The sequence below is a fragment of the Clavibacter phaseoli genome, assembly GCF_021922925.1.
Lineage (GTDB): Bacteria > Actinomycetota > Actinomycetes > Actinomycetales > Microbacteriaceae > Clavibacter > Clavibacter phaseoli.
Map to the genome: position 1 here is coordinate 1,683,617 of NZ_CP040786.1, position 25,683 is coordinate 1,709,299.

Below are 25,683 nucleotides of genomic sequence, written 5' to 3' on the forward strand. Positions count from 1 at the left end.
GGGGGCGGGCGCACCCGGGTGTCGTCAGCCGAAGCCCGGGGGCAGGCGGCCCGCGCCCGCGTCGCCGTCGTGGCCCGGGTCGGCGGGCGTCGGCGCGGCCACGGGCGACTCCGCGTCGCGCGGTCCGGCGCCGCCCGCGACGTGGCCGGCCTCCTCGGCGGCGATGTTCTCGGCGGATCCCACGGGGAGCGTGGACGCGTCCACCTCGTCGGCGGCGCGCAGCTCGTCGTGCGCCCGGTCGATCGCCTCCTCGAGCTCGTCGACGAGGAGGTCCTCGCGCAGGAAGTGGCGGAGCCGGTAGCCCGCGCGGCCGACCATGTGCGCGGAGATCGGCGCCGTGAGCATCTGGAAGAGGAGCACGGGGACGAGCATCACGGCCGTGCTGAGGCTCTGCGACTGCAGGGCGAGCGCGAGGAGCACCAGGATCACGCCGAGGATCTGCGGCTTCGTGGCCGCGTGCATGCGGGCGAGCGGATCCGGGAAGCGGAGGAGGCCGACGCCCGCCGCGACGGAGAGCACGCCGCCCAGGATCAGGAGCACGAGGCTCACGACGTCGAGGGCGTCGGCCAGCGGGCCGGACGCGAGGATGTCGTTCACGAGGGATCCTGCTTCGAGACGTAGCGGGCGACGGCGACCGTCGCGAGGAACGCGGTCATGGCGAGCACGAGCATCACGGGGACCGTGCGGGTGTGGCCGTTGTAGATCATCTCGGCGCCGAGAACGCAGATGAGCGTGGTGAGCAGCACGTCGGACGCGATGATCCGGTCGAGGATGCTCGGACCGCGCACGATGCGCACGAGCGCCATGGCGGCGGTCGAGAAGAACAGGGCGCCGACGACGACCCAGCCGACCTGCATCACGATGCTCATGCGAGCTCCTCCCCCGTGGTCGAGATGAGCCCCGCCTCGAGGTCGCGGTCGCGCACCAGCTCGTGCGCGCGCTGCCGGCGGGTCTGCAGCAGCGGCTCGCGGCCGGAGTCGCGCCGCTCGCGGTTGACGCGCCACACGTCGTCGGCGGTGCCGAGCGTGAAGACGATCCGGCTCTCGACCTGCAGCGTCGTCTCCCGGACGCGCTCCACGTCCTCCGGGGTGGAGGTGCCGAGCGCGTGCAGGTAGAGGATCGAGCGCTCCCGGTCGGCCTCGACCACGATCGATCCCGGCACGAGCGACACGAGCTCGGCCGTGAGCGTCATGACGAAGTCGCTGCGGGTGTGCAGGTGCACCGCGATGACGGAGTTGACCGGCACGCGGCGCCAGTCGAACGCCATGGCCGCGACCTGGAACGACGCGCGCACGAGGTCGACCGCGAAGCGACCGAGCAGGATGAGCGCCCAGCGGATGTCGAAGCGGCCGGACAGCTCCACGGGCGGCAGGTAGAACACGCGCGTCACGAGGAGCGCGAGCACGATGCCGGTGACCACGGAGATGACGGTGACGTGGCCCCAGAGCAGCAGCCAGAGGATCACGAGCCAGACGAGGAGCGGCAGCTGCACCAGCAGCGAGAGCCGCTCGGCGCGGGCCCGGGCGCGACGCGGGGTCATCGGACGCCTCCGGGGAAGACGGTCTCGACGTAGCCGAGCTCGCCCGAGCCGTTCCCGGATCCGGGACCCGTGAGGCTCTCGCCCGCGCGCTCGGCGAGGGCGTAGACCGGACCGGCGAAGACCGTGAGCGCGACGCTCACGACGACCATGCCGGCCGTCGCGCCCGTCATGAGCACGGGCGTCTTCCGCACGGTCGTCACGGCCTCGCCGCCCGGGCGCTCGGAGAGCTGGTCGAGCAGGGGCGACTCGTAGTCCTCGACCTCCTCCGCGCCGCGCCAGAACGCCATGTTCCAGACGCGGGCGAGGGCGTAGAGCGTCAGGAGGCTCGTGGCCGCGCCCGCCGCGATGACCGCGTAGGTGAGCCATCCGCCTACCTCGGCGCCCGAGTCGAAGAGCGCGACCTTGCCGATGAAGCCCGAGAACGGCGGGATGCCGCCGAGGTTGAGCGCGGGGATGAAGAACAGGATCGCCATGACGGGCGCCGCCTTGAGCAGGCCGCCCAGCTTGTTGATCGACGTGCTGCCGCCCGTGCGCTCGATGAGCCCGGACGCGAGGAACAGCGTCGTCTGCACGACGATGTGGTGGATCACGTAGTAGATGGTCGCGGTCATGCCGGCCACGGTGTTGAGCGCGATGCCGAAGATCATGTAGCCGATGTGGCTCACGAGCGTGAACGACAGCAGCCTCTTGATGTCGGCCTGCGCCACGGCGCCGAGGATGCCGACGACCATCGTCAGCGCCGCGACCACCATGAGCGCCGTGGACAGCTGGTCGGTCGGGAACATGACCGTCTCGGTGCGGAGGATCGCGTAGACGCCGACCTTCGTGAGGAGCCCCGCGAAGACCGCGGTGACGGGCGCGGGCGCCGTCGGGTAGGAGTCCGGCAGCCAGAACGACAGCGGGAAGACGGCCGCCTTGATGCCGAACGCGACGAGCAGCATGATGTGCAGGATCAGCTGCACGTCCGGCGGGATCTCGTCGAGCCGCACCGAGATCTGCGCGATGTTCACCGTGCCGAGGGCGCCGTAGATCATGGCGATGGACGCGAGGAAGAGCATCGACGAGACGAGGCTCACCACGATGTAGGTGACGCCCGCGCGGATGCGCGCCTCCGTGCCGCCGAGCGTGAGCAGCACGTAGCTCGCCACGAGCAGGATCTCGAAGCCGACGTAGAGGTTGAAGAGGTCGCCCGCGACGAAGGCGTTGAAGACGCCCGCCGCGAGGATCAGGTAGGTCGGGTTGTAGATGGACACCGGCGTCTCGCCGTCGCCGTCCTCGAGGCCCTGCCCGATCGAGAACATGAGGACCGCGAGCAGCACGATCGACGAGATCAGCAGCATGAGCGCCGAGAGCCGGTCGACCACGAGCACGATGCCGAACGGCGCCGCCCAGCCGCCGACCTCGACGGACTGGCCGCCCTGCTGGTCCACCAGCACGAGGAGCACGCCGCTGATCACCACCACGACCAGGAGCGCGAGCACCGACACGGCGACCTGCAGGCGGCGCTGGCGCGCGGCGACGAGGGCCGCCGCCGCGCCCAGCAGGGGCACGAGGACGACGAGCGGGATGAGGGTCGGGAAGATCGTCATCGGTCGTCCCCCTCTCGCCTCTCGGCGCGCCTCGTGCGGAAGTCGCGGTCGTCGTCGTCGTCGGCGGAGTCGTCGATGGCTTCTTCCAGGTCGGATCGGTTGTCGCGGAGCTTCCGGGCGGAGGCGATCGCGGCCTCGGCGTTGGTGCCGAACTCGGTGTCGTCGTCGTCGGGGACGGTGGGCTCCTCGCCGAGGCCCGTGCGGGGGCCGCGCATCGCGAGGTCGTCCTCGTCGTCCGTCACCACGTCGGCGTTGGCCAGCCGCCAGGAGCGGTAGATGAGCGCCATGAGGAAGGCCGAGACGCCGAAGGTGATCACGATGGCCGTGAGGATGAGCGCCTGCGGCAGCGGGTCGGCGTAGTCGGCCGGATCCACGTCGGGGTCGTAGATGGGCGCGAGGCCCACGCGGCCGGACATGATGAGGATGAGGATGTTGGTCGCGTTGCCCACCAGCAGGAAGCCCAGGAGCACGCGCGTCATGCTGCGCTCGAGCATGAGGTAGATGCCCGTCGCGTACAGCGCGGCCATGATCACGATGAGGGTGACGGAGACGCTCACACGCTCACCCCCTGCTCGGTCTCCATGCCGTCCGCTCCCTGCTCGACCGTCCGGTCGCTCTCCTCCTGGCGGTCGACCTCCGCGCCGAGGCTGCGGAGCACGTCGAGCGTGAGGCCGACGACGACGAGGTAGACGCCGACGTCGAAGAAGGTGCTCGTGACGAACTCGACGTGGCCGACGAACGGCACCTCGGTGTCGATCCACGTGGAGGTGAGCGCGTCGGCGCCGAAGACGAGCGGGACGATGGCCGTGCCGACCGCGAAGACGAGGCCCGTGCCGAGGACGCGTCCGGCGTCGACCGGCGCGGCGGCGCCGAGCTCGTACCGGCCGCCCGCGAGGTAGCGCGCGACGAGCGCCATGCCCGCGAGGAGCCCACCCGCGAAGCCGCCGCCCGGCAGGTTGTGGCCGGAGAAGAGGAGGTACACGGACACGACGATGAGGCTGTGGAAGAGGAGGCGGACGACGACCTCGAGGAGGATCGACCGGTTCTGCGGCGCGAGCGTACGGCCCGCGAGGAGCCAGGGGCTGCGCTGGTCGCGTCGCGAGTCCTTGATCGCCTCGCGCGCGTCCATGCGGGGGCCGTCGACGCCGGCCTCGACCTCGAGCGGCGCCTGGGGATCCTGCGGGTCGTGGCGTCCCGTGAGCCGCGCGAGGAGGCTGCGGCGCGACGGCGCGGTCAGGCGCGGCAGCGAGTCGGTGCGGCGGTTGAGGAAGATGAGGCTCGCGACGCCCGTGGCCGCGACGATCAGCACCGAGATCTCGCCCATCGTGTCCCAGCCGCGCAGGTCGACCAGCGTGACGTTGACGACGTTGCTCCCGTGGCCCTGCTCGTAGGCGAGGCGGGGGAACTCCAGCGAGATGGGCGACGCGACCCGGGCGCCGAGCGCGACGACGGCGACCGTGGACATGAGCACCGCGACCGCGATGCCGATCGACGCGCGCCAGATCGGGTGCACCGAGCGGTTCCGCTCCCCCAGCCGCACGGGCAGGCGGCGGAGGACGAGGACGAAGGCGACCAGCGTGATCGTCTCGATGAGCACCTGCGTGAGCGCGAGGTCGGGCGCGCCGTGCAGGGCGAAGAGCGCGGCCATGCCGTAGCCCGTGACGCCGACGAGCACGACGGCCTGGAAGCGCTTGCCGGCGCGGGCGGCGGCGATGGCGGCGACGATCATCACGATGCCGATCACGGGCTGCGCCGGGTGGTCGAACGGCACGGCGGTGGTCGGCCAGGAGCGGTTGAGCGCGAGGGCGGATCCGACCGAGCCGATGAGCACGAGGAGGATCACGCCGAGGTAGAAGGGCAGGGATCCGCGCTGCGTGGTCGCCGTCGTGCGCGCGGCGACCCGGTCGATGAGGCGCATCGAGGCCCAGTAGATGCGGGCCGCGTCGATCCAGGACGGCACGCGCGACTGCAGCGCGAAGACCCCGTCGCGCAGGCGGAACATCGTGAGGCCCACGACGAGCGTGCCCGCGGAGATGAGGAGCGCGGGCTCGATCCCGTGCCAGAGCGCCAGGTGGTACGTGTGGTCCGGCTCGCCCGCGGCGCCCGCGCTCACGGCCGGCAGCGTGTCGGCGTAGCCCGCGATCCAGCCGTCGACGGACGAGGCGAGGAAGCCGAGCACGAGGCCGGTGACCGCCAGGACGGCCGGAGGCACCAGGAAGTCGAGGTGCTCGTGCACGGGCTGGACCTCGTCCACGCCCCGCTTGCGGGCGAACGCGCCCCACATGAAGCGCGCGCTGTACGCGACCGTGAGGCAGGAGCCGACGGAGACGCCGACGAGCGCGACCCAGCCGGGACCGCCGCCGAGCTCCGCGTCCGTGAGGAGCGCCGTGAGCACGGCCTCCTTCGCGACGAAGCCGAGGAACGGCGGGAGCCCCGCCATGGAGGCGAGCGCGAGCGCGGCGACGACCGCGAGCACGGGGGCCTTCCGGCCGAGCCCGCTGATCTTGCGGAGGTCGCGCGTCCCGGCGCGGTGGTCGACGACGCCCACGACGAGGAACAGGGTCGCCTTGAACAGCGCATGCGCGAGGAGCAGGGCGACGCCCGCGAGCGCCGCGTCCCGGGTGCCGTAGCCGACGACCACGGTGAGGAAGCCGAGCTGGCTCACCGTGCCGTAGGCGAGGACGAGCTTGAGGTCCATCTGCTTGAGGGCGCGCCAGCCCCCGACGAGCATCGTCGCGACACCTAGCGACACGAGCAGCGCGCGCCAGCCGGGCACGTCCGCGTAGCCGGGCGCCAGGCGGGCGATGAGGTAGATGCCCGCCTTCACCATCGCGGCGGCGTGCAGGTACGCGCTCACCGGCGTCGGCGCGGCCATGGCGGCGGGCAGCCAGAAGTGGAAGGGCACGAGGGCGGACTTCGAGAGCGCGCCGAGGAGGATCAGCACGATCGCGACGGGGATGAGCGGACCGCCGGGCGGATCCTGGACGAGGGCGGCGAGGCTCGTGGTGCCGCCCGCGACCGACAGGATCACGAGGCCGACGAGCATCGCGAGCCCGCCCGCCGTGGTGACGAGGAGCGCCTGCAGCGCGGCGCCGCGGCTCGCCTTCTTGCCCGTGTAGTGCCCGATGAGGAGGTACGAGAGGACGCTCGTCGCCTCCCAGAACGTGAAGAGCACGAAGACGTCGTCGGCGAGGACGAGGCCGAACATGACGCCCGCGAACGCCACGAGCAGCCCCGCGAACCGGCCGAGCCCCTCCTCGCTGGAGCGGAAGTAGCGCGCGCAGTAGAGGAGCACGAGGGCGCCGACGCCCGTGACCACGAGGGACAGGAGCCACGACAGCGCGTCCATCCGCATGTCGAGCGTGATGCCGAGCGACGGGATCCACTCGACGCGCTCGACGACCTCGCCGTCGGGCAGCACGGCAGGGGCCTGCGCGACCGTGTAGGCGAACGCGGCGGCCGGCACGAGGGCGGCCACGACGAAGGCCCGTACGCCCATGACCCGGGCGAGCAGCGGGATGCCGACGGAGGCGAGGAGGAACACCGCGAGGAGGACGATCACGTGCGGTCTCCTCTCACGAGTCGGCTATTTCCCCAGTCTACCTGAGCCCTACCTGAGAGACCGGGGCGGGCGTCTCAGTCCGGTCGGACGGCGGGCTCGGCGCGGAGGTCGGCGAGGACCTGCAGCACCCGCGCGACGTCGTGCGGGCCGTCGACGCGGAAGTCCGCCGCCGTGGCGCCCGTGCCGCTCTTGAGCCCGAGGTCGCCGGCCTGGAGCGCGGCGAACGCGTCCTCGTCGGTGACGTCGTCGCCCGCGTAGAAGACGGCCGTCGCCTCGGCGTACCGGCGCAGGTGCTCGACCGCCTCGCCCTTGGTGGCGTGCCGGACGCTGAACTCCAGCACGTCCTTGCCCGAGCGCACCTTGAGGCCCTCGACCTCGGCCTGCGCCTCCTGCGTGGCGACGAGGTGCGCGATGCGACTGTGCCTCTCGGTGGCGAGGCGCGTGTGCAGGGCGAAGCCCGCAGGCTTCTCCTCGATCCAGACCTCGTCGAGCGAGTCGGCGACCTGGCCGAGCACGTCGGACAGCACGCCGCGCTGGACCAGCTCGCCCTCGTCCAGCGTGAGCTCGATGTCGTCGGTGTCGAGGCGGATCTCCACCCCGTGCGACCCGACGAGCAGCACGTCGTCCGGCAGGTCGGCCACGGCCTCGAGGCTCCGCAGGGCGCGGCCGGACACGAGCGCGACGCGCGTCTCCGGGAGGGCGAGCAGCGCGAGCACCGCGGCGCGGGCCTCGGGGACCGCGCGCGCCTTCTCGGGGTCGTCGACCTCGGGGGCGAGCGTGCCGTCGAAGTCGAGCGCGACCAGCAGGCGCGGCGTGCGCGCGAGCTCGGTGAGCGCCTCGAACAGGCGGCCCGGGAACCCGCGGCCGCCCTTGGCCTGGATGTCGGTGGTCAGCTCGGCCACGCGCGCTACCAGCCCTCGTCCATGAGGGGCTCGACGACCTCTTCGTCGGGGCCCTCGTGGATCGAGGCCGCGTGCGTGCGCCCGAGGTCGGCGAGGAAGGAGCTCGACCAGGCCGCCACGTCGTTCTCGAACACGCGCTTGCGGAGCGACCGCATGCGCTTGCGCTGCTCGGCCTTCGGCATGTCGATGGCGCGGAGGATCGCCTCCTTGAGGCCCTCGATGTCGTGCGGGTTCACGAGGAGCGCGGCCTTCAGCTCGTCCGCGGCGCCCGCGAACTCGCTGAGGACCAGCACGCCCTCGTTCGAGTGCTTGGTGGCCACGTACTCCTTGGCGACGAGGTTCATGCCGTCGCGCAGCGCCGTCACGAGCATGACGTCGGCGGCGAGGCACAGCGCCACCATCTCCTCGCGCGGGTAGCCGTGGTGCAGGTAGCTGATGGCGGTGTGGCTGATGGAGCCGTAGTCGCCGTTGATGCGGCCGACCGTGAGCTCGATCTCGTCGCGCAGCTGCTTGTACGTCTCCACGCGCTCGCGGCTCGGGCTCGCGACCTGGACGAGCGTCGCGTCCTCCACCGTGACGCGACCCTCGGCGAGCAGCTCGCCGAAGGCCTTGAGGCGGTGGCCGATGCCCTTCGTGTAGTCGAGCCGGTCGACGCCGAGCAGGATCGTCTTCGGGTCGCCGAGGTCGGCGCGGATCTGGCGGGCGCGCTCCTGGATGGCCGGGTCCTTGGCCATCTCCTCGTAGCTGCGCGCGTCGATCGAGATCGGATAGTGCTTGGCGACGACCTGGCGGGTGCGGAGCTCGCGGACGGGCTTCGACGGCTTGGTGCCGGGGACGGTGAGCGGGATGCCGCCGCGTACGGGCACGTCGACGGTGGATCCGCGGGTCGTGTACCCGAAGAGCCGCCGCACCGCGCGCGTGAAGTTCCCGGCGTCCGCGACGCGCTGGAAGCCGATCACGTCGGCGCCCAGCAGCCCCTCGATGATCTGCGTGCGCCACGGCAGCTGCGAGTAGATGCCGTAGGGCGGGAACGGGATGTGGTTGAAGAAGCCGATGGTGAGGTCCGGGCGCTGCTCGCGCAGCATCTTCGGGACGAGCTGCAGCTGGTAGTCCTGCACCCACACGGTGGCGCCGGGCGCGGCGGCCTTCGCGGCGGCGTCGGCGAAGCGCTGGTTGACGGTGACGTAGGTGTCCCACCACTCGCGGTGGTAGCTCGGCTGCGCGATGACGTCGTGGTACAGCGGCCACAGGGTGTCGTTGGAGAAGCCCTCGTAGTACTCGGCGAGGTCCTGCTCGGTGAGGGTGACGGGGATGATCGAGATCCCCGCGTCGACGAACGGCTCCACGTCGTGGTCGGCGATGCCCGGCCAGCCCACCCAGGCGCCCTCGTTGGCGCGCATCACGGGCTCGAGGGCGGTGACCAGGCCGCCCGGCGAGTGCCGCCAGGAGGTGGTGCCGTCGGCGGCGACGACGCGGTCGACGGGGAGGCGGTTCGACACGACGACGAGGTCGTAGGCGCCGGGCTCGACGGCGCCGTCGCGCGCGTCGGCGTCCGTCGGACCTGTCGTCGGCTCGGTCGCGGAGGGCGTGGATGAGGGTGGCGGAGTCACGGTTCCCGTCTCGGTTGCGCAGAGCTCTGTGGTACCTGCTCGGTGGGTCGAGGCTACCAGTCCGGTCGCGGCGCGACCGGGGGCCGCGCGTCGGCCGGCGTCACATCCGGAGCACCGCGCGGGCCGCGTCGTGCAGCGCTTCGCCGTAGGACGGACCGTGCGACGCGGCGTGCACCGCGAGCGGATGCAGCTGGTGCAGCGGCACACGGGCGCGCCAGCCCGCGGCGAGGGATCCGGTGTCGGCGTAGGCGCCGACGATCTCGTCGAGGCCCGGGCAGCCGAAGAGCGCGAGCATCGCGAGGTCGGTCTCGCGGTGTCCGCCGTGCGCGGCCGGGTCGATGAGGACGGCGCCCGCGGCCGTCCACTGCACGTTGCCGGACCAGAGGTCGCCGTGGATCCGGGCGGGCGGCGCCTGGTCGTCGAACCGGCCGTCCGCGGCGAGGGCGCACGCGCGCTCCACGTCGGACGCCTGCGCGGAGGCGGCGTTGCCCGCGTCGACCGCGCGGCGGAGGTACGGCAGCACGCGCTCGCGGGCGTACCAGGCACCCCAGCCCTCCCCCGCGCCGTCCCCGGCGAGCACCGAGAGCGGCTGCCGGCCGATGAACGCCGGGCCGTCGAGACCCCGGGGCGGGGACCCGAACGCGGGCGCGCCGGCGTCGTGCGTGACGGCGAGCGCCGTGCCGAGCGCGCGGGCGGCCTCCCGCGTGGGACGGGCGGGCGCGAGGCACTCGAGGTCGATGCGGCCGGGCGCCACGTCGATCACGCGGACCACGCGCGCTCCCCCGGCGGGCTCCGCCTCCGCGAGCCACGCGAGCCCGGCCGCCTCGGCCTCGAAGAAGCCGCGCGGCGCGTCCGGCCGCTCCTTCCGGAACGCCTGCGCGCTCCCGCTCGTGCCCGATACCGCAGCCGCCATGCCCGCTCCCTCGTCTCGCGGGCGGCGCGTCGGCCGCCCTCCCGTCCCGTCCAGCATGGCCACCCGGCCTGTCCGCGTCGCGCACCCGACACGCGCCGGACCGCCCGCGTATCCCGGGGGCACAGGGGCGGCGGGTAGGGTCGCCGTCGTGATCCGAGTAGGCATGAGCACCACCTGCGTGTACCCCCAGCCCGTCGAGAACGCCTTCGCCATGGCGAAGCGCGCGGGCTTCGACGGCGTCGAGATCATGGTGACGAACGACGAGGTCACCCAGGACGCGGCCGCCCTGCGCGCCATGTCGGAGAAGCACGGCCTGCCGATCCTCTCCATCCACGCGCCCGTGCTGCTGCTCACGCACTTCGTGTGGGGCCGTGACCCGAAGGTGAAGCTGGAGCGGTCCGCCGAGCTCGCCCGCGCGGTCGGCGCGCCCGCCGTGGTGGTGCACCCGCCGTTCCGCTGGCAGGCCGGCTACGCCGAGTCGTTCCTCGAGATCGTGCGGTCGATCCAGACGGGGACCGGCGTCGAGATCGCGGTCGAGAACATGTTCCCGTGGCAGGTCGCCGGTCGCAGCATGAAGGCGTACGCGCCCGGCTGGGATCCGACCGTGATGGACTGCGACGCCACCACGCTCGACTTCTCGCACGCCTCGCTCTCCGGCCAGGACGCGCTCGAGATGGCCAAGGCCCTCGGCCCGCGCCTGCGCCACGTGCACCTGTGCGACGGATCCGGATCGCAGGACGACGGCCGCATCTTCGACGAGCACCTCCTCCCCGGCCGCGGCACGCAGCCCGTCGCCGAGACGCTCCGCTGGCTCGCCGAGCAGGGCTGGCAGGGCGGCGTGGTCGCCGAGGTCAACACCCGGAAGGCCAAGACCGAGGAGCAGCGGCTCGCCATGCTGATCGAGACGCGCGAGTTCGCGCAGCGGCAGCTCCGGCTCGACACGGCGCCCGAGAAGACGCCCGTCGCGCCGCCTGTGGTGTCCGGGTACCAGCGGCTCCGCACCGCGCTCCGCCGCGACCGGTGATCCGCCGGGCGTCCCGATCGGGCGCCCGCCGCTGACTCCCGACACGCCCGCGCGTCCCCGTCGGGAGTGCCGCCCGGCCGCACGCGGTTGGATGGGGCAGGGGGACGTCCCCGCACATGATCGACGTCGCGCGCGGCTCCGCCCGCCCGCCGTCGGGACCGGAGACACCATGAGCACCACCGTGCACCTCGAGATCCAGGTCGACGAGAGCCGCCTGGCCGACGTCGCCGACGTCCTCGCCGAGACCCTGCAGGCCACGCGCGCCTTCACGGGCAACGAGGGCCTGGAGGTCCTCGTCGACGACGCCGACCCCGCCCGCATGATCGTCGTGGAGCAGTGGGCGTCGACCGCCGACCACGACGCGTACGTCGCCTGGCGCGCCACGCCGGAGGGCGCCGCGCGCCTCGGCGAGGTCCTGGCCGCGCCGCCCGTGACCCGCGTGTTCAGCGGGCGCATCGCGCTCGCGCTGTAGCGGCGCGCGCACGACGCACGACGAGGGCCGCCCGGATCGCCGGGCGGCCCTCGTCGTGCGCGCGGGACGGGTCCCGCGGTCAGCGCCCGCTGAGGTCGTAGGGGCGCTGGTGCGGATCCACCGTGGCGAGGTACCCGCCGTCCGGGAGGGCGGACGGGACGGCTATCGTGCCGCGGACCGTCGCCGTGGTGCCCGCGACGTCGATCTCGAGGACGGATCCGGTGCCCGCCCTCGACAGGAACAGCTCCGAGCCGTCGTCGGAGGCGGCGAGGAAGCGCGCGGCGGATCCGGCGACCGGCGCCTGCCCGAGGGCCGGCAGCCGCACGGTCGTGACGTCGCCGTCGTACAGGCCCGCGCGGCCGCGGGCGACGAGGGACAGCGTGTCCACGCCGCCGGCGGTCACGACGGCGGCCGCGTACGCGGGCGTGACGACCGCCCGCGTCGACGTGCCCGCGCCGAGCGCCACGCTCGCGATGCCCGCGCCGCGCATCGACGACGACGTCAGCAGCGTGGGCGCCCCCGGGCCGGTGCCGGTCTGCGTGCCGACGGCGGTCGCGCCGTCAGGGGCCATGCGCGGCCGGTAGCTCTGCACGGCGGGCTCGGGGTAGGCGCGCGAGACGGACGCGCCGAAGCCGCCGCGCGCGAGCGGGACGGTCTCGACGCCGTCGTGCAGCGTCGAGCCGATCACGGTGCCGCGCGCGTCCGCGACCGGCCCGTGCGGGTACGCGCCGAGGGGCGTCGTCGCGACGGGCGTCGGGGCGGTGTCGCCGCCGAGGATCGAGGCGACGTCGTAGGAGTCGAGACGGCCGCCCGCGGTCACGACGAGCCGCAGCGGCGAGCCGACGAGGAAGGTCTCCATCTCCTCGGTGCCGCGCTGCCCCGTCGTGGCCAGGGTCACCTCGCTCGTGCGGATGGCGGCGGTGCGGGCCAGGCCCCTGCGGGTGTCGAGCACCGTGACCTGCTGCGCGGTGGATCCGTCGATGTCCGAGCCGACCGCGACGAAGCGGTGCCCGGGGTCGTCCGCGATCCAGCCGGCCCGCGTCCACGCGCCGGCGACCGCGGGGATCGGCGTGGCGGACGCGACGCGCGGGGCGCCGGCCGAGGTGATGTCGACCACGTCGAGCCGCGGTCCGGACTCGTCGACGAAGGCGACGCGGCCGTGCCCCATCTGGATCACGCCGGCGTGCGTCCCGAGCACCGCGCCCGGCAGCGTGCCCGTGATGCGCCCGGTCGACGCGTCCGCGACGGAGACGGCGTGCGCAGACGGGTCGGCCACGAGCAGCCAGCGCGCTCGCGGCGCCGCGTCGGCGGCGGGGACGGGTGCCGCGAGGGAGCCCGCGAGGAGGCCGGCCGCGGCGAGGCCGACGGCGAGGAGGGAGGGGATGCGCATGGTGCCCGCTTTCTGAGAATGGTTCTCATCAAGATACGGGCGCGCGGGCGGGCGTGCGCCCGAGTGTGCACGGACCGCGCCGCGGCGACCGGCCGACGACGGCCGGTCGCCGCGGACGTCACACGGCGACGGCCACCGAGGACGGCGCCGCGCCCGGCACCAGCCCGAGGCTGCGCGCCCGGCGGGACCGCCGCGTCACGAGGTACGACACCGCGAGGCTCAGCAGCAGGGCCACCGCGAGCACGCCCGCCGAGCCCCAGGCCACGCCCGGGGCGCCGCCCGCGATGATCGCCTGCATGCCCGACGCCGCGTAGGTCAGGGGCAGGAACGGGCTGATCGCCTGGAACGGCGCCGCCACGAGCTGGAGCGGGATGACGCCGCCCATCGCCGCGGCCTGGATGGCCAGGAGGATCAGCGACACCACGAGTCCCGCGCGGCCGAACGCCTGCCGGAGCAGGTAGTGGATCGCCGTGAAGGCCGCCGCGGTCACGGCGGCGAACCCGAGGGTGGCGGGCAGCAGCGCGAGGGACAGGCCGAGCGCGGCGTGCACGAGCGCGACGAGCAGCACGACCTGGGCGAGCGCGATGAGGGCGGCGCGCGCGAGCACGCGCCCCATCACGCGGCCGGTCGCGGCCGAGGAGGCGAGCAGCCGGCGGGCGGCCGGACGCAGCACGAGGAAGGTCGCGAACGCGCCGAGCCAGAGGCCGATGGGCACGAAGATCGCGGCGATGGCGTCGCCCGGGCTGCCGATCTCGTTCTCGCGCTCGACCGTGAGGCCGACCGGGTCCGCGACGACGCCCGACGCCTGCGACGCCTGGTCGGCGTCGAGCGACGGGATCTGCTCCGCGCCCTTTGTGAGCCCGGTGCCGAGCTCGGTCGCGCCGGACGACAGCGCGTCCGCGCCGGTGGCGAGGTCGCCCGCGCCCGTCGCCGCCGAGGTGGTGCCGGCGCGCAGCTGGCCGAGGCCGTCGCTCAGCTGGCGGGCGCCCGAGACGAGCGCGCCGCCGTTGGCCGCGAGCTGCGCGGCGCCGGACGCGCTCTGCCCGATGCCCTGCTGCACGCCCTGGATCCCGGCGGCCGCCTGCGACGCGAGGGCCTGCCCCTGCGCGGCGTACTGGTCGAGCCCCTGCTCGAGCGGCTGGAGCTGCGCGGCGAGCGGCGCGGTCTGCGGGTCGGCGGCGAGCTGCTGCCGGAGCCCCTGCACCTGCGCCGCGATCTGCCCGGCGCCACCCGCGTACTGCCCGACGCCGTCGGAGACCTGCGACAGCCCGGCGGCGCCCGTCTGCAGCTGGTCGAGCCCCGAGGAGAGCCGGGAGACGCCGGCCGCGTAGGTGCCGAGCCCGTCCGCGAGCTGCGACGCGCCCTGCTGCGAGCGCCCGACGCCGTCGCCGAGCTGCGTGATCCCGTCGCCGAGCGTCGTCGCGCCCGAGGAGAGCTGCGTGGCTCCGTCGGCCAGCTCGTCGGCCCCTGCACCCGCGTCCGTGAGCGAGCCCTTGAGGCCGCCGAAGGTCGTGTAGATGCCGGAGACGAACTGCGAGGTGATCGCGTTGCCGAACACGCTCGTCATGCCGACGCCCACGGCCTGGGTGGCCGCGCCCGTCAGGTAGCCGTGCGCGTCGTCGGTCGTGACGCTGATCTCGGCGCGCTTCGGGGCGTCCGTCGACAGCGACACGATCGACGCGGAGAAGTCCTTCGGCACCGTGAGCACGGCGTAGACCTCGCCGTCGTCGAGCATCCGCTGCGCCTCGTCGGCGTTCGTGATGGTCCAGTCGAATGCCTGGTTGTCGTCGCTGGTCAGCTGCGTGACGAGCAGGCGGCCCGCGAGCACGGGCGACTCGGTGCCGTCCTGGGCCTTCTGCTGCACGATCTCGTCCTGGTTGACGATGGCGGCGGGCACGCGCTCGACGCCCGTCGCGACGTCCGACAGCGAGCCGATGAAGAGGCCGGCGACCGCGAGGGGCACGATCGCGACGAGGGCGACGGCGAGCCGTCGGCGTACGGAGCGGGTGGTCATCGGCGGGTCTCCTTGCCGGTCGTGACGGGCTGGTCGATGTCGGCGTCGGTGGCGCCGCCGGGGGCCGGGGCGTCGTCCGCCGGCGCGTCGCCAGCGGCGAGGCGGAGGCGCACGGTGGGGCGGCCCGGGATCCCGTGCTCGTCCGGGAACCACGGCGCGCCCAGGAGGACGGTCGTGCTCGCGTGCACGAGGGCGGGCAGGGCGGCGAGGAACGCGCGCTCGGCCGCGGCGTCCGGGAACGGATCCACCACGTCGAGCACGAGCACGGGCGCGCGGCCCGCGGCGGCGACGGCGGTGAGGGCGATGGCGCGCTCGAGCGGCAGGAGCGATCCGACGGGGTCGTCGGCGCCGATGCGCCGCGCCCCCGCCGCGTCGGCGGCCTGGTCGATGCGGGCGAGCCACTCCTCCTGCCGGGCTCGGGCCCCGCGGCGGCGGCCCATCGGCTCGGACAGCTCGATGCGCTCGGCGAGGAGGTCCCCCACCGTCACGCCGGAGTCGACCCGGTCGACGCGGCCGAGGTCGGCCATCGCGACGCTCGTGAGCACGCGGCCCGCCTCCGACGCGAGCGGGTGGCCGACGACGTGCGCGCGGCCGGACAGCGGCGCGAGCCGGGCCCCGAGCGTCGCGCCGAGGAGGCGCCGGTCGGCGACCTCGCCCTCGACGAGCACGAGGGATCCGGCCGGGGCGCTCAGGTCGACGGGCGCGAGCCGGCGACCCGGCACGCCCACGACGAGGCGCTCGGCCGCGACCGCGGCGCCGGACGCGTGCGCCCAGTCCACGTCGTCCTGGTGCTCGCGGAGGCCCTCGCCCTCGATGTCGACGTCCGGCAGGATCCGGTCGAGCCAGCGCGGGATCCACCACGCGCGCTTCCCGAGCAGCGCCATGGCGGCGGGCACCAGGGTCATGCGCACGAGGAAGGCGTCGAAGAAGATGCCGACCGCGAGGCCGAGCGCGATGGTCTTGATCACGCCGGCGCCCTCGGGCACGAAGGCCGCGAAGACGAAGAACATGATGAGCGCGGCGGCCGTGACCACCCGGGCGGCGCCCGAGAACCCCGTGACGATGGCGCGCCTCGCGTCGCCGTGGTGCACGAAGTCCTCGCGCATGCCGGAGACGAGGAACACCTCGTAGTCCATGGCGAGGCCGAACAGGATCGCCATGAGCAGGATCGGCATGAAGCTGAGGATGGGGCCGGGCGTCACGCCGAGCGCGTCCGCGAAGAGGCCGTCCTGGAAGATCAGCACGACGGTGCCGAAGGAGACGACGACGCTCAGCAGGAAGCCGACGGCGGCCTTGATCGGCACGAAGATCGACCGGAACACGATCATCAGCAGCACGATCGAGAGCCCCACCACGACGATGCCGAACGGCACGAGCGCCTGGTCGAGCCGCTGCGAGATGTCGTTCTGCACGGCGGTCGTGCCCGTGACGGAGACGCGCGTGTCGTAGCGGTCCTGCAGGCCGGGCGCGAGGTCGCGGATCGACTGCATGAGCGCCGTGGTCTCCGCCGACTCGGGCGGGCTGTCCGGCACGACCTGGATGATCGCGGTGTCGACCGACGGGTTCGGCGTGCCCGCACCGACGAAGGCGACGTCGTCGAGCCCGCGGATCTCGTCGCCGATGTCCCCGAGCACCCCGATCGGGTCGGTGGTCTGCGTGATGTCGACGAGCACGACGAGCGGCCCGTTGTGTCCGGGTCCGAAGGCGTCGGAGACGGTGTCGTACGCGACGCGGCTGGTGGATCCGGCGGGGTCGGTCGCCCCGCTCGGCAGCCCGAGCTGGAGCTGCGACGCGGGCACGGCGAGCAGCCCGGCGATGCCGACGACGATCACGACGGGGATGATCGGCACCTTGGTGACGATCTTCACCCAGCGCGCGCCGAGCGTGCGCTGGGTCCCCGCTGCCTGGGCCGTCGCACGGCGCGCGGCCCGCGAGCCCTCCTTCGGCCGCAGGCGCTCCCCCGCGAAGCCGAGCATGGCCGGCAGCAGCGTGGTCGCGACGCCCATCGCGAGCAGCACCGCGAACGCCGCGCCGAGGCCCATCACGGTGAGGAACGGGATCTGGACCACGAGCAGCCCGAGCAGCGCGATGATCACGGTCACGCCCGCGAAGATCACGGCGCTGCCGGCCGTCGCCACGGCGGTCGCCGCCGAGCGCTCGACGGGCATGCCGTTGGCGAGCTGCGTGCGGTGCCGCATGAGGATGAAGAGGGCGTAGTCGATGCCGACCGCGAGGCCGATCATCACCGCGAGCAGCGGTGACGCGCTCGAGACCGTGACGAACTCGGAGGCGGCCAGCAGCGCGCCCGCGGACGCCGCGACGCCGACCAGCGCGCCGATGAGCGGCAGGCCCGCCGCGAGCATCGACCCGAAGGTGAGCACGAGCACGAGGCCCGCGAACAGCACGCCGAACGCCTCGGTCACGGTGACGCCGTAGTGGATGTCCTGGAAGACCTGGCCGCCGAACGACACCGTCAGCCCCGCGTCCTCCGCCGCCTGCGCGGACTCCCTGAGGGCGTCGAGCGTGGCGGTCGTCACCTGGTCGCTCTGCCCGGCGAACTGCACGGTCGTGATCGCCACGGTGCCGTCGTCGGAGACCGCGTCGGTCGCGTACTCGGAGAACGGGGACAGCGCCGTCGTGACGCCCTGCACCTCGCCCGCGGCCGTCGCGGTCGCCTCGATGGCCGCCTTCTCCGCGTCGTCCGTGACCTTCGCGCCCGCGGGCGCCTCGGTCACGATCTGCGCGCTCGCGCCCGCGGCCTGCGGGAACACGGCGGCGAGCCGGTCGATGGCCTCCTGCGACTCGGTGCCCGGGATGGAGAACGACTCCTGGGTCTTCCCGCCGAGCGCGAGGCCGCCGCCCAGCAGGATGCCGAGGACGAGGATCCACGCGGCGACGACGCGCCACGGGTGGAGGAACGAGATCCGGCCGAGCCGGTACAGAAGCGTGGCCATGGGCGGGTGGCTCTCCTTGCGTGGGGACGTGCGGGGGCGGAGCGGGGATCAGGCGGAGCGGGTGCCGAGGGGGGCGAGGAGCTCCCCCACGACCACGACGAGAGCGGCCCTGATCTCGTCGTCGGGCAGCGGTTCGTTGGTGGACCAGTCGTCGCTCGCGGCGAGGATGTACGCTGCGCCGCCGAGCGCCACGCCGAAGCGCAGCTGGTCGAGCGTGCTGTCGAGCGCGCCGGCGGTCTCGCCGAGCGCGCGCACGAGGTCGTTGGCGCGCTCGATCACGGCGAGGTGCCCGAGCGAGCGGCCCTGCGTGATGAAGAGCGCCACCTCGTGCCGGTGCAGCAGGAGGAAGTCGATGAAGCGCTCGACGAACTGGCGTCGGGCGTCGGCGTCGCCGCGGATCGAGTCGGCCCGGTCGATGACCTCGGCGAGCGCGTCGATCGTCGGCTCGAGCAGGGCGTCGAGGAGCGCCTCCTTGGAGGCGAAGTGGTAGAGCACGCTCGACTTCGAGTAGCCCGCCTCGTCGGCGATCTGCTGGAGCGACGTCGCCTGGAAGCCGTCGCGGGCGAAGCGGGCGGCGGCGATGGGCCGGAGCTCGTCGCTCGCGGAGGCGCGGGGTGTTCGGGTCACGCGGAGAGCCTATGTCGACCGATCGGTCAGCTCCTGCACGATCGGTCAGACTGCCAGCCTCCTGGCAGGTGGGAGCGCCCGATCAGCGCGTGAGGACGAAGGCAGCCATCGCGAGGCCGACCGTGAGGGGCGCGACCACGAGCCCCAGGAGCACGTAGCGCGACCACTTGATGTGGACGCCCATGCTCACGAGCCGCTCGTGCCAGAGCAGCGTCGCGAGCGAGGCCCACGGCGTGATGAGCGGGCCGGCGTTGACGCCCACGAGGATCGCGACGAGGCGCTCCGGGGATCCCGCGACCGGCTCGAGCGCGAGGTACGCCGGCAGGTTGTCGACGGCGTTGGCGCTGAGCGTCGCGACGCCGGCGAGCCGGAACAGGGAGGCCGCGTCCTGGCCCTGCCCGGAGATCGCGGCCATGACCGCGGTGAGCCCGAGCGACTGCGCCGCCTCCATCACGATGAAGAGACCCGACGCGAACACCACGAGCTGCCACGGCAGGAGCCCTGGTCGGAGCACGCGCGGGCGGCGGACGGCCGTGAGGATCGCGAGCACGACGGCCGCGGCGAGCGCGGGGATCCACACCTCGACTCCCGAGACGAGCGCCGGCACGAGGAGCCCCACCACGACGGCGCTGCCCACGAGCAGCACGCGGTCGGTCGGCGCGGTCGGCGGCCCGACCTCGTAGCGCGTGAAGAGGTCCCTGCGGTGGATCACGAGGATCGCGAGCACGGGCACCGCGATGGCCACGAGCGCCGGCGCGACGGTGAGCGCCGCGAAGCCGGCCGGACCCAGGCCGCCGAGCTCGTGCTCCGCGAGCAGGTTGGTGAGGTTGGAGACGGGCAGCAGGAGCGACGCGGTGTTCGCGAGCCACACGGTCGTCAGCGCGAACGGGAGCGGCGGCAGCCCGCAGTGCCGCGCGAGCACGACGACCACGGGCGTGAGCAGCACGGCCGTGGTGTCGAGCGACAGGAAGATCGTGCAGAGGCAGGCGAGCACGACGGTCGCGAGCCAGAGGGCCCACGTGCGCCCGCGGCCGAGGCCCGCGGCGCGCTCGGCGATCCAGGTGAACAGCCCCGCCTCGCTGGCGAGCTCGGTGACCACGGTGATGGCGACCACGAAGAGGAGGATCGGCCAGACCCGCTCGTACAGCACGCCGAGGTCGTCGAGCGGGAGGGCTCCGGTGGCCACGGCGACGGCGCCGACGACGAGGAGCACCACCCCGATGAGGGCTGTGCGCACGGGCGCCTCCTGTCTGATCCGCGATCACTGTACTCATCGGCCGCAGGGAGTCCGCACCCCATGCGGAAAGGGGACGCCGCGGAGGCCGCCCCCGGCGGTCGTGCGCCGGACGCGGCGGTCGCGGCGGTCGGATCCCGGTACCGTGGAAGCACACTGGGAGGTGTCATGCGCAAGTACATCCTGAACGGCAGCGTCCTCAGCGCCCTCGTGGGCGGCTGGAGCACCATGCAGACGACCCGTCGGGGTCCGCGCGACTGGAAGCTCGGCCTCATGTGGCTCAGCTGGGCCATCACCGTGGCCATCGCGATCGGCACCGTCATCGAGGACTCGCGCGACGGGCAGATCGGCAACTAGCCGCTCCCCCACGTGACGCGCACGCCCGCCCGGGCGTGCGCGTCATCCGTGCGTGACGTCAGTCCCGCGTGCGCCAGCGGTCGCCGTCGACCTCGAGGTCGATGCGCTCCTCCGCGGGCACCGTGGAGATCGGTCCGGTGAACAGTCCCGCGCGCGTGTCGCCCTGCGCGGTGCCCGAGAACAGGCCCGTCGGCTCGGTCTCCGGCGCGCCCCGTCGGGCCGGCGACGCGTCGTCGCGCTCGTGCGCGTCCACCATCTGCACGCGCGTGCGCGGCAGCGACTGCGGGCTGTGCTGGTGAAGGAACGCGACGAGGCGCTCGCGCACCAGGCAGCGGAGGTCGAACAGCGTGGGCGCGTCGACGGCGGAGACGAGCACGCGGATCCGTACGAAGCCGCCGACCGCGTCCGTCACCTGCAGCACGGAGACGCGGCCGTCCCAGAGGTCGGTCGTGGCGAGCACCCGGTCGAGCTCTTCGCGCATGTTCGCGGGCGTCGCGCGCCAGTCGAGGTCGAGCTCCACCGCGCCGAGGAGCTCGGACTTGGTGCGGGTCCAGTTCTGGAACGGCGTCGTCGTGAAGTAGGTCGACGGCAGCACCATCCGCCGGTCGTCCCAGATGTGGACGACCACGTAGGTCAGCGTGATCTCCTCCACGCGCCCCCACTCCGTCTCGACGATCACGACGTCGTCCACGCGGATCGCGTCGCTGAAGGCGAGCTGCATCCCGGCGAACACGTTGGCGAGCGTCGACTGCGCGGCGAGGCCCGCCACGATCGAGACGAGCCCGGCGGACGCGAGGACGCTCGCGCCCGCGGCCCGGGCGCCGGGGAAGGTCAGGAGGATCGCGCCGATCGCGACGACAACGATCGCCACCACCGTGAGCCGCCGGATGATGAGCACCTGCGTGCGCACCCGGCGCGCGACCCGGTTGTCGGCCACGTCCACGCGGTAGCGGCTGAGCCCGAGGTCCTCGAAGAAGATGGCGAGCGCGCACACCAGCCAGGCGGCAGCGACGATCGTGATCACGTGCAGCAGGTGGTCGAGGCCGTCGCGCAGCTCGCCCGGCGCGACCGAGGCGCGGAGGGCGATCCACACCGCCACGACCACGAGCAGCACGCGGAACGGCCGTCGGGCGCGGCGGACGAGGCGGGCCGCCCACTCGCGGCGGCGCGCGATGACGCGGACGACGAGGGCGACCACGGCGGTCACGACGAGGGCGGCGGCAACGGCCGCGAGCAGCGTGACGGTCACGGCGACGGCGGGCACGGCGAGCAGGGCGGGCAGGTCCACGGATCCTCCAGGGGGTCGGGCGGACCGCGCTGTCCCGGGCGTCCAGTCTCGCAGGCGCTCCTGGGCGGCGGGCAGCGCGCGGGGGGCTGCCGGGGGCGCGTCGCGGCGCCCCCGCCCCGGCATCCCCGGCGTGTCGCGGGTCCGCCCGGGCGTGTCGCGCACGAGGATGGTCCCGATCGCGGCGGTGCGATCGGGGAGGCCGTGGATCATGTTCCGGTGGCGCAGAGGCAAGTCCGTCCCGACCGAGGCGGCGCCTGCCGCGACCGATGCGAGGCCGGTGCAGCGGGATCCCGCAGCCGCACCCGCCGTCTCGCTCGCCACGGGAGAGCTCGCCGCGATCGCCGCCCGGCTCCACGGCGGCCCGGTCAGGCCGACCCACGTGCCCGCGCACAAGGCCGACCCGGACGCGCCCGCCGCACCCCGGGCCGACGCCGTCGACGCGGGCCCCGCGGCCGATCCGGACCTCCGCCCGCTCGCCCTCATCGTGCAGGCGGCGCTCGCGCACCACTTCGGCCCCGACGGCGCGTGGGCGCTCGTGCGCCGCACGCCCGACACGACGGCCGGCTTCTTCGACGAGCTCATGACCGCGCACATCGCGCGCGACGTGGCGCTCGCCCTCGGCGCCTCCCCCGCCGCGGCCGGCCTCCCGCTGGAGGACGCCCGCGCGACGGGCTCGGCCGAGCGCGACGCCGCCGATCGCGACGCCGCGGATCGCGACGCCGCGGCGCGGCAGGACGCGGTCGCCCGCGAGCTCGCGGTCTTCGACGAGGATCCGCTCGACGACGCGCTCGCTGAGCTGGCCGGCGACCCGCGCCGCGTCCCCGCGGTGCTCCGCGCCGTGCGCAGCGCCTAGGCGACGGCGACCAGCCGCGCGGCGCGGCTCCGCTCAGCCCTTCGGCGCCACCTGCGGGCCGTCCCACGGCCCCGCGGATCCGGCCGGGTACTCCTCGAGCGGCACGTCGCCCGCGCGCCACGCGGTGATGACGGGCTCGACGATGCGCCAGCACTCCTCGGCGGTGTCCCCGCGCACCGAGAGGCTCTCGTCCTCCGCGAGGATGCCGTCGATCACCTGGCCGTAGGGCGGCAGGTCGCCCGGGTCGAACGCCGTGACGAGCTCGGCGCGGTCGATGACGTCGGGGTCGGCCGGGCCGTTCACGTTGAGCTCCAGGTGCAGCTCGTCGGGGGCGATGAGGATGCGGATCCGGTCGGGCTCCCCGGCGCCCGTGAGCCCGGTGGGCACGTGCGGCGCGGGCTGGAAGGTCACGACGATCTCGCGCCGGTGGTCCTCCATCGCCTTGCCGGAGCGCAGCCGGAAGGGCACGCCCGCCCAGCGCCAGTTCGCGATCTCGACCGTCATCTCCGCGAGCGTCTCCGTGCCGCGCGCGGGATCCACGCCCGCCTCGTCGGCGTAGGCCGGCAGCTCGCGGCCCTCCACGTCGCCCGCCGAGTAGCGGGCGCGACGCGACGACGCCACCGGGTCGCCGCCCCACGCCCGCGTCGCCCGCAGCACGAGCGCCTTCTGGTCGCGGATGTCGCGCGCGTCGGTGGTGGCGGGCGGCTCCATCGCGAACACGGCCATCACCTGCAGCAGGTGGCTCTGGATCATGTCGGCCAGGGCGCCGGCGCCGTCGTAGTAGCGGGCCCGGCCCTCGAGCGCGAGCTGCTCGTCGTAGACGATCTCGACGCTGGCGATGTGCTGCGCGTTCCACACGGGCTCGAGGAGCCGGTTGGCGAAGCGGAGCCCCAGGAGGTTGCGCACGGTCGACCGGCCGAGGAAGTGGTCCACCCGGTGGGTGCGCTCCTCGGGCACGAGCGTCGCGAGCAGGCGGTTGAGCGCCTGCGAGCTCGCGAGGTCGGTGCCGAACGGCTTCTCGAGCGAGAGCGACGTGCCCTCGGGCAGCGTGATCCGGGTCATCGCCTCGCACGCCCTCCCCGTGACCGCGGGCGGCAGCGCGAAGTAGACGGCGGGCGCGGCATCGCACGCGGCGATGAGGCGCTCCAGGTCGGCCTCGGCCGTGACGTCGGCGGCCTGGTAGGTCGTGCCGGCGAGCACGCGGTCGACCGCGGGGCCCTCGGCGCCGAGCGACGCGAACGACGTGCGGACGACCTCGCGCCAGCGGTCGTCGTCCCACTCCTCCGTGCCCGCGCCCACCAGCTGGAGGTCGAGGTCGGGGCGGTGGGCGAGGAGCTCGCCGAGCCCGGGGAGGAGGAGGCGCGCGGAGAGGTCGCCGCTGGCGCCGAGGATGAGGAGCGTGGAGGTCGCGGGCATGCCGTCAGGCTACGCGCGGCGGCAGGGAGACGTCAGGGCGCCGTGGGACCATGGCGCATGGCCATGCGCATCGAGGACTACGCACTCATCGGGGACTGCCACACGGGAGCGCTGGTCGGCCGCGACGGCTCCATCGACTGGCTGTGCCTTCCCCGCTTCGACTCCGCCTCCATGTTCGGGGCCCTCCTCGGCACCGAGGAGCACGGCGCGTGGAAGCTCGCCCCGGCCTCCCCCGAGGCCACCGTGTCCCAGCGCACCTACCTCGGGAACACCTTCGTGCTCTGGACCAGGTGGGAGACGCCCGAGGGCGCGGTCGAGGTCACCGACTTCATGTCCATGGGCGACCGGCGGGCCGACGTCGTGCGGCGCGTGCGCGGCATCAGCGGCACCGTGCGGATGCAGGGCGACCTCCGCCTGCGCTTCGGCTACGCGACCGCGCTCCCGTGGATCCGCAAGCTCGACGGCGACGACCCGCGCCTCGTCGCCGTGGCCGGCCCCGACGCCGTCGTCGTGCGCGGCCCCGAGCTCACCGCGACGAACCACCACCACGGCGTCGCCTTCGACGTCTCCGCGGGCGAGACGGTCGACACCGCCCTCACCTGGTACCCGTCCCACCGCAGCGAGCCGCCGGCCTTCGACGTCGACGCCGCGATCGAGCACACGACCGAGTGGTGGGAGTCGTGGGCCAGCTCCATCGAGCACTCCGGCCCGCACCAGGCCGCCGTCCGCCGGTCGCTGCTCGTGCTCCGCGCGCTCACGCACGAGGACACCGGCGGCATCGTCGCCGCGGCCACCACGAGCCTCCCCGAGCAGTTCGGCGGAGCCCGCAACTGGGACTACCGCTACGTGTGGCTCCGCGACGCGTCGCTCACCCTCGAGGTGCTCCTCGCGCACGGCTTCGACGACGAGGCCGACGAGTGGCGCACCTGGCTCCTCCGGGCGATCGCCGGGGATCCGGGCGACGTGCAGATCATGTACGGGCTGAGCGGCGAGCGGTACCTCCCCGAGCGCGACCTCGAGAGCCTGCCCGGCTACCAGGGCTCCGGCCCGGTGCGCGTCGGCAACGGCGCGTTCGAGCAGTACCAGGCCGACGTCATCGGCGAGGTGATGCTCGCGCTCCAGGCCGCGCGCGACGCGGGCGTCGGCGAGACCGAGTTCTCCTGGCCGCTGCAGCGCGCGCTCATCGGGTTCGTCGAGGACAACTGGGAGCGGCAGGACAGCGGCATCTGGGAGATCCGCGGCGCCGAGCAGCACTTCACCCACTCGCGGGCGATGATCTGGGCGGCGCTCGACTGCGCGGTCCAGGGCGTCGAGCGCCACGGGCTCGACGGGCCGGTGGAGCAGTGGATCGAGCTGCGCGACCGGGTGCGCGACGAGATCCTCGACAAGGGCGTGGACCCCGCGACCGGCGCCTTCCGCCAGCACTACGGCACGACCGAGGTCGACGCCTCGCTGCTGATCCTCGCCCAGGCCGGCTTCTGCGCCTACGACGACCCGCACATGCTCGCCACCGTCGAGGCGATGGAGCGGACGCTCATGCACGAGGGCTTCCTGCTGCGCTACGACACGAGCGCGGGGGTCGACGGCCTGCCCGCCGGCGAGTACCCGTTCCTCGCCTGCTCGTTCTGGCTCGTCGAGCAGTACGCGCGGTCCGGACGCCAGGCCGACGGCCGCGCGCTCATGGAGCGGCTCGTCGCCCTCTGCAACGACGTCGGGCTCCTCTCGGAGGAGTACGACCCCGTCGGGCAGCGCCAGGCGGGCAACGTGCCGCAGGCGCTGTCGCACCTCGCGCTCGTCCGGGCGGCCGACGCCCTGGAGGCGGCGGCCGCAGCCCACCCGGACGACCTCGACCGCGCGCACCAGGACGGCAACGCCGCGCTCGCGCACGCCGAGGCGGCGGGCGGGGCGTAGGCGGGAGCCGGATCCGGATCGGGGCTC

The 25,683-nt window shown here is 73.9% G+C and carries 21 protein-coding genes; 5 read left to right on the forward strand and 16 right to left on the reverse strand.

Going from position 1 to position 25,683, the window contains the following annotated elements; all coding sequences use genetic code 11:
• Positions 1-24: 24 nt before the first annotated feature.
• The 9 genes from mnhG to FGI33_RS07910 all read right to left on the reverse strand — a co-directional run bounded on the left by mnhG (position 25) and on the right by FGI33_RS07910 (position 10,116).
• Positions 25-597, reverse strand: coding sequence for a monovalent cation/H(+) antiporter subunit G (mnhG, locus tag FGI33_RS07870; RefSeq protein WP_012037778.1), 573 nt, complete (start codon positions 595-597; stop codon positions 25-27).
• Positions 594-869, reverse strand: a complete 276-nt coding sequence (locus FGI33_RS07875) for an MrpF/PhaF family protein (protein ID WP_086513751.1) — start codon at positions 867-869, stop codon at positions 594-596. The genes mnhG and FGI33_RS07875 overlap by 4 nt, the downstream gene beginning before the upstream one ends.
• A complete protein-coding gene (locus FGI33_RS07880) occupies positions 866-1,540 on the reverse strand; it encodes a Na+/H+ antiporter subunit E (RefSeq protein ID WP_119434339.1) in 675 nt (224 codons plus the stop codon). Before FGI33_RS07880 ends, FGI33_RS07875 begins: the two co-directional genes overlap by 4 nt.
• Positions 1,537-3,129 carry a Na+/H+ antiporter subunit D gene (locus tag FGI33_RS07885; protein WP_119434338.1) on the reverse strand — a complete coding sequence of 531 codons (1,593 nt, stop codon included), beginning with the start codon at positions 3,127-3,129 and terminating at the stop codon, positions 1,537-1,539. The genes FGI33_RS07880 and FGI33_RS07885 overlap by 4 nt, the downstream gene beginning before the upstream one ends.
• Positions 3,126-3,686, reverse strand: coding sequence for a Na(+)/H(+) antiporter subunit C (locus FGI33_RS07890; protein ID WP_119434337.1), 561 nt, complete (start codon positions 3,684-3,686; stop codon positions 3,126-3,128). Before FGI33_RS07890 ends, FGI33_RS07885 begins: the two co-directional genes overlap by 4 nt.
• Positions 3,683-6,691 (reverse strand): Na+/H+ antiporter subunit A, encoded by a 3,009-nt coding sequence (locus tag FGI33_RS07895; RefSeq protein ID WP_119434336.1) that lies wholly within the window; start codon positions 6,689-6,691, stop codon positions 3,683-3,685. The genes FGI33_RS07890 and FGI33_RS07895 overlap by 4 nt, the downstream gene beginning before the upstream one ends.
• A gap of 74 nt (positions 6,692-6,765) precedes the next feature.
• Positions 6,766-7,593 carry a trehalose-phosphatase gene (otsB, locus tag FGI33_RS07900; protein WP_119434335.1) on the reverse strand — a complete coding sequence of 276 codons (828 nt, stop codon included), beginning with the start codon at positions 7,591-7,593 and terminating at the stop codon, positions 6,766-6,768.
• A 5-nt stretch (positions 7,594-7,598) separates the two neighbouring features.
• A complete protein-coding gene (locus tag FGI33_RS07905; protein WP_119434334.1) occupies positions 7,599-9,203 on the reverse strand; it encodes an alpha,alpha-trehalose-phosphate synthase (UDP-forming) in 1,605 nt (534 codons plus the stop codon).
• A gap of 100 nt (positions 9,204-9,303) precedes the next feature.
• On the reverse strand, positions 9,304-10,116 hold the full coding sequence (locus tag FGI33_RS07910) for a fructosamine kinase family protein (RefSeq protein ID WP_237581594.1): 813 nt from the start codon (positions 10,114-10,116) through the stop codon (positions 9,304-9,306).
• Between the two features lie 148 nt (positions 10,117-10,264).
• On the opposite strand from FGI33_RS07910, the gene FGI33_RS07915 reads away from it, so the two are divergent.
• A complete protein-coding gene (locus FGI33_RS07915) occupies positions 10,265-11,140 on the forward strand; it encodes a sugar phosphate isomerase/epimerase family protein (protein ID WP_119435601.1) in 876 nt (291 codons plus the stop codon).
• A gap of 169 nt (positions 11,141-11,309) precedes the next feature.
• Positions 11,310-11,612 (forward strand): putative quinol monooxygenase, encoded by a 303-nt coding sequence (locus FGI33_RS07920; RefSeq protein WP_119435602.1) that lies wholly within the window; start codon positions 11,310-11,312, stop codon positions 11,610-11,612.
• A 79-nt stretch (positions 11,613-11,691) separates the two neighbouring features.
• Here the strand turns inward: FGI33_RS07920 and FGI33_RS07925 are convergent, their stop codons facing one another.
• The 5 genes from FGI33_RS07925 to FGI33_RS07945 form a co-directional block, all read right to left on the reverse strand.
• Positions 11,692-13,002, reverse strand: coding sequence for a hypothetical protein (locus tag FGI33_RS07925; protein ID WP_237581596.1), 1,311 nt, complete (start codon positions 13,000-13,002; stop codon positions 11,692-11,694).
• A 118-nt stretch (positions 13,003-13,120) separates the two neighbouring features.
• Positions 13,121-15,016 carry a YhgE/Pip domain-containing protein gene (locus FGI33_RS07930; protein ID WP_237581597.1) on the reverse strand — a complete coding sequence of 632 codons (1,896 nt, stop codon included), beginning with the start codon at positions 15,014-15,016 and terminating at the stop codon, positions 13,121-13,123.
• A complete protein-coding gene (locus tag FGI33_RS07935; RefSeq protein WP_237581599.1) occupies positions 15,013-17,970 on the reverse strand; it encodes an MMPL family transporter in 2,958 nt (985 codons plus the stop codon). Before FGI33_RS07935 ends, FGI33_RS07930 begins: the two co-directional genes overlap by 4 nt.
• A gap of 48 nt (positions 17,971-18,018) precedes the next feature.
• Entirely contained in the window at positions 18,019-18,597 is a 579-nt protein-coding gene (locus tag FGI33_RS07940) for a TetR/AcrR family transcriptional regulator (protein ID WP_119402436.1), read from the reverse strand.
• A gap of 82 nt (positions 18,598-18,679) precedes the next feature.
• On the reverse strand, positions 18,680-19,834 hold the full coding sequence (locus tag FGI33_RS07945) for an SLC13 family permease (protein WP_119434710.1): 1,155 nt from the start codon (positions 19,832-19,834) through the stop codon (positions 18,680-18,682).
• A 165-nt stretch (positions 19,835-19,999) separates the two neighbouring features.
• On the opposite strand from FGI33_RS07945, the gene FGI33_RS07950 reads away from it, so the two are divergent.
• Positions 20,000-20,188, forward strand: a complete 189-nt coding sequence (locus FGI33_RS07950; RefSeq protein ID WP_119434711.1) for a hypothetical protein — start codon at positions 20,000-20,002, stop codon at positions 20,186-20,188.
• A gap of 58 nt (positions 20,189-20,246) precedes the next feature.
• On the opposite strand, the gene FGI33_RS07955 is transcribed toward FGI33_RS07950, so the two are convergent.
• Positions 20,247-21,476 carry a mechanosensitive ion channel family protein gene (locus FGI33_RS07955; protein WP_237581600.1) on the reverse strand — a complete coding sequence of 410 codons (1,230 nt, stop codon included), beginning with the start codon at positions 21,474-21,476 and terminating at the stop codon, positions 20,247-20,249.
• Positions 21,477-21,753: 277 nt separating this feature from the next.
• Between FGI33_RS07955 and FGI33_RS07960 the strand changes: the two genes are divergently transcribed.
• Complete coding sequence (locus FGI33_RS07960; protein ID WP_237581602.1) at positions 21,754-22,329, forward strand: hypothetical protein; 576 nt, start codon at positions 21,754-21,756, stop codon at positions 22,327-22,329.
• Between the two features lie 33 nt (positions 22,330-22,362).
• Here FGI33_RS07960 and FGI33_RS07965 read toward each other — a convergent pair whose 3' ends face one another.
• Positions 22,363-23,745, reverse strand: coding sequence for a glucose-6-phosphate dehydrogenase (locus FGI33_RS07965; RefSeq protein WP_119435309.1), 1,383 nt, complete (start codon positions 23,743-23,745; stop codon positions 22,363-22,365).
• Positions 23,746-23,802: 57 nt separating this feature from the next.
• Between FGI33_RS07965 and FGI33_RS07970 the strand changes: the two genes are divergently transcribed.
• Complete coding sequence (locus FGI33_RS07970) at positions 23,803-25,656, forward strand: glycoside hydrolase family 15 protein (protein ID WP_237581604.1); 1,854 nt, start codon at positions 23,803-23,805, stop codon at positions 25,654-25,656.
• Positions 25,657-25,683 lie beyond the last annotated feature (27 nt).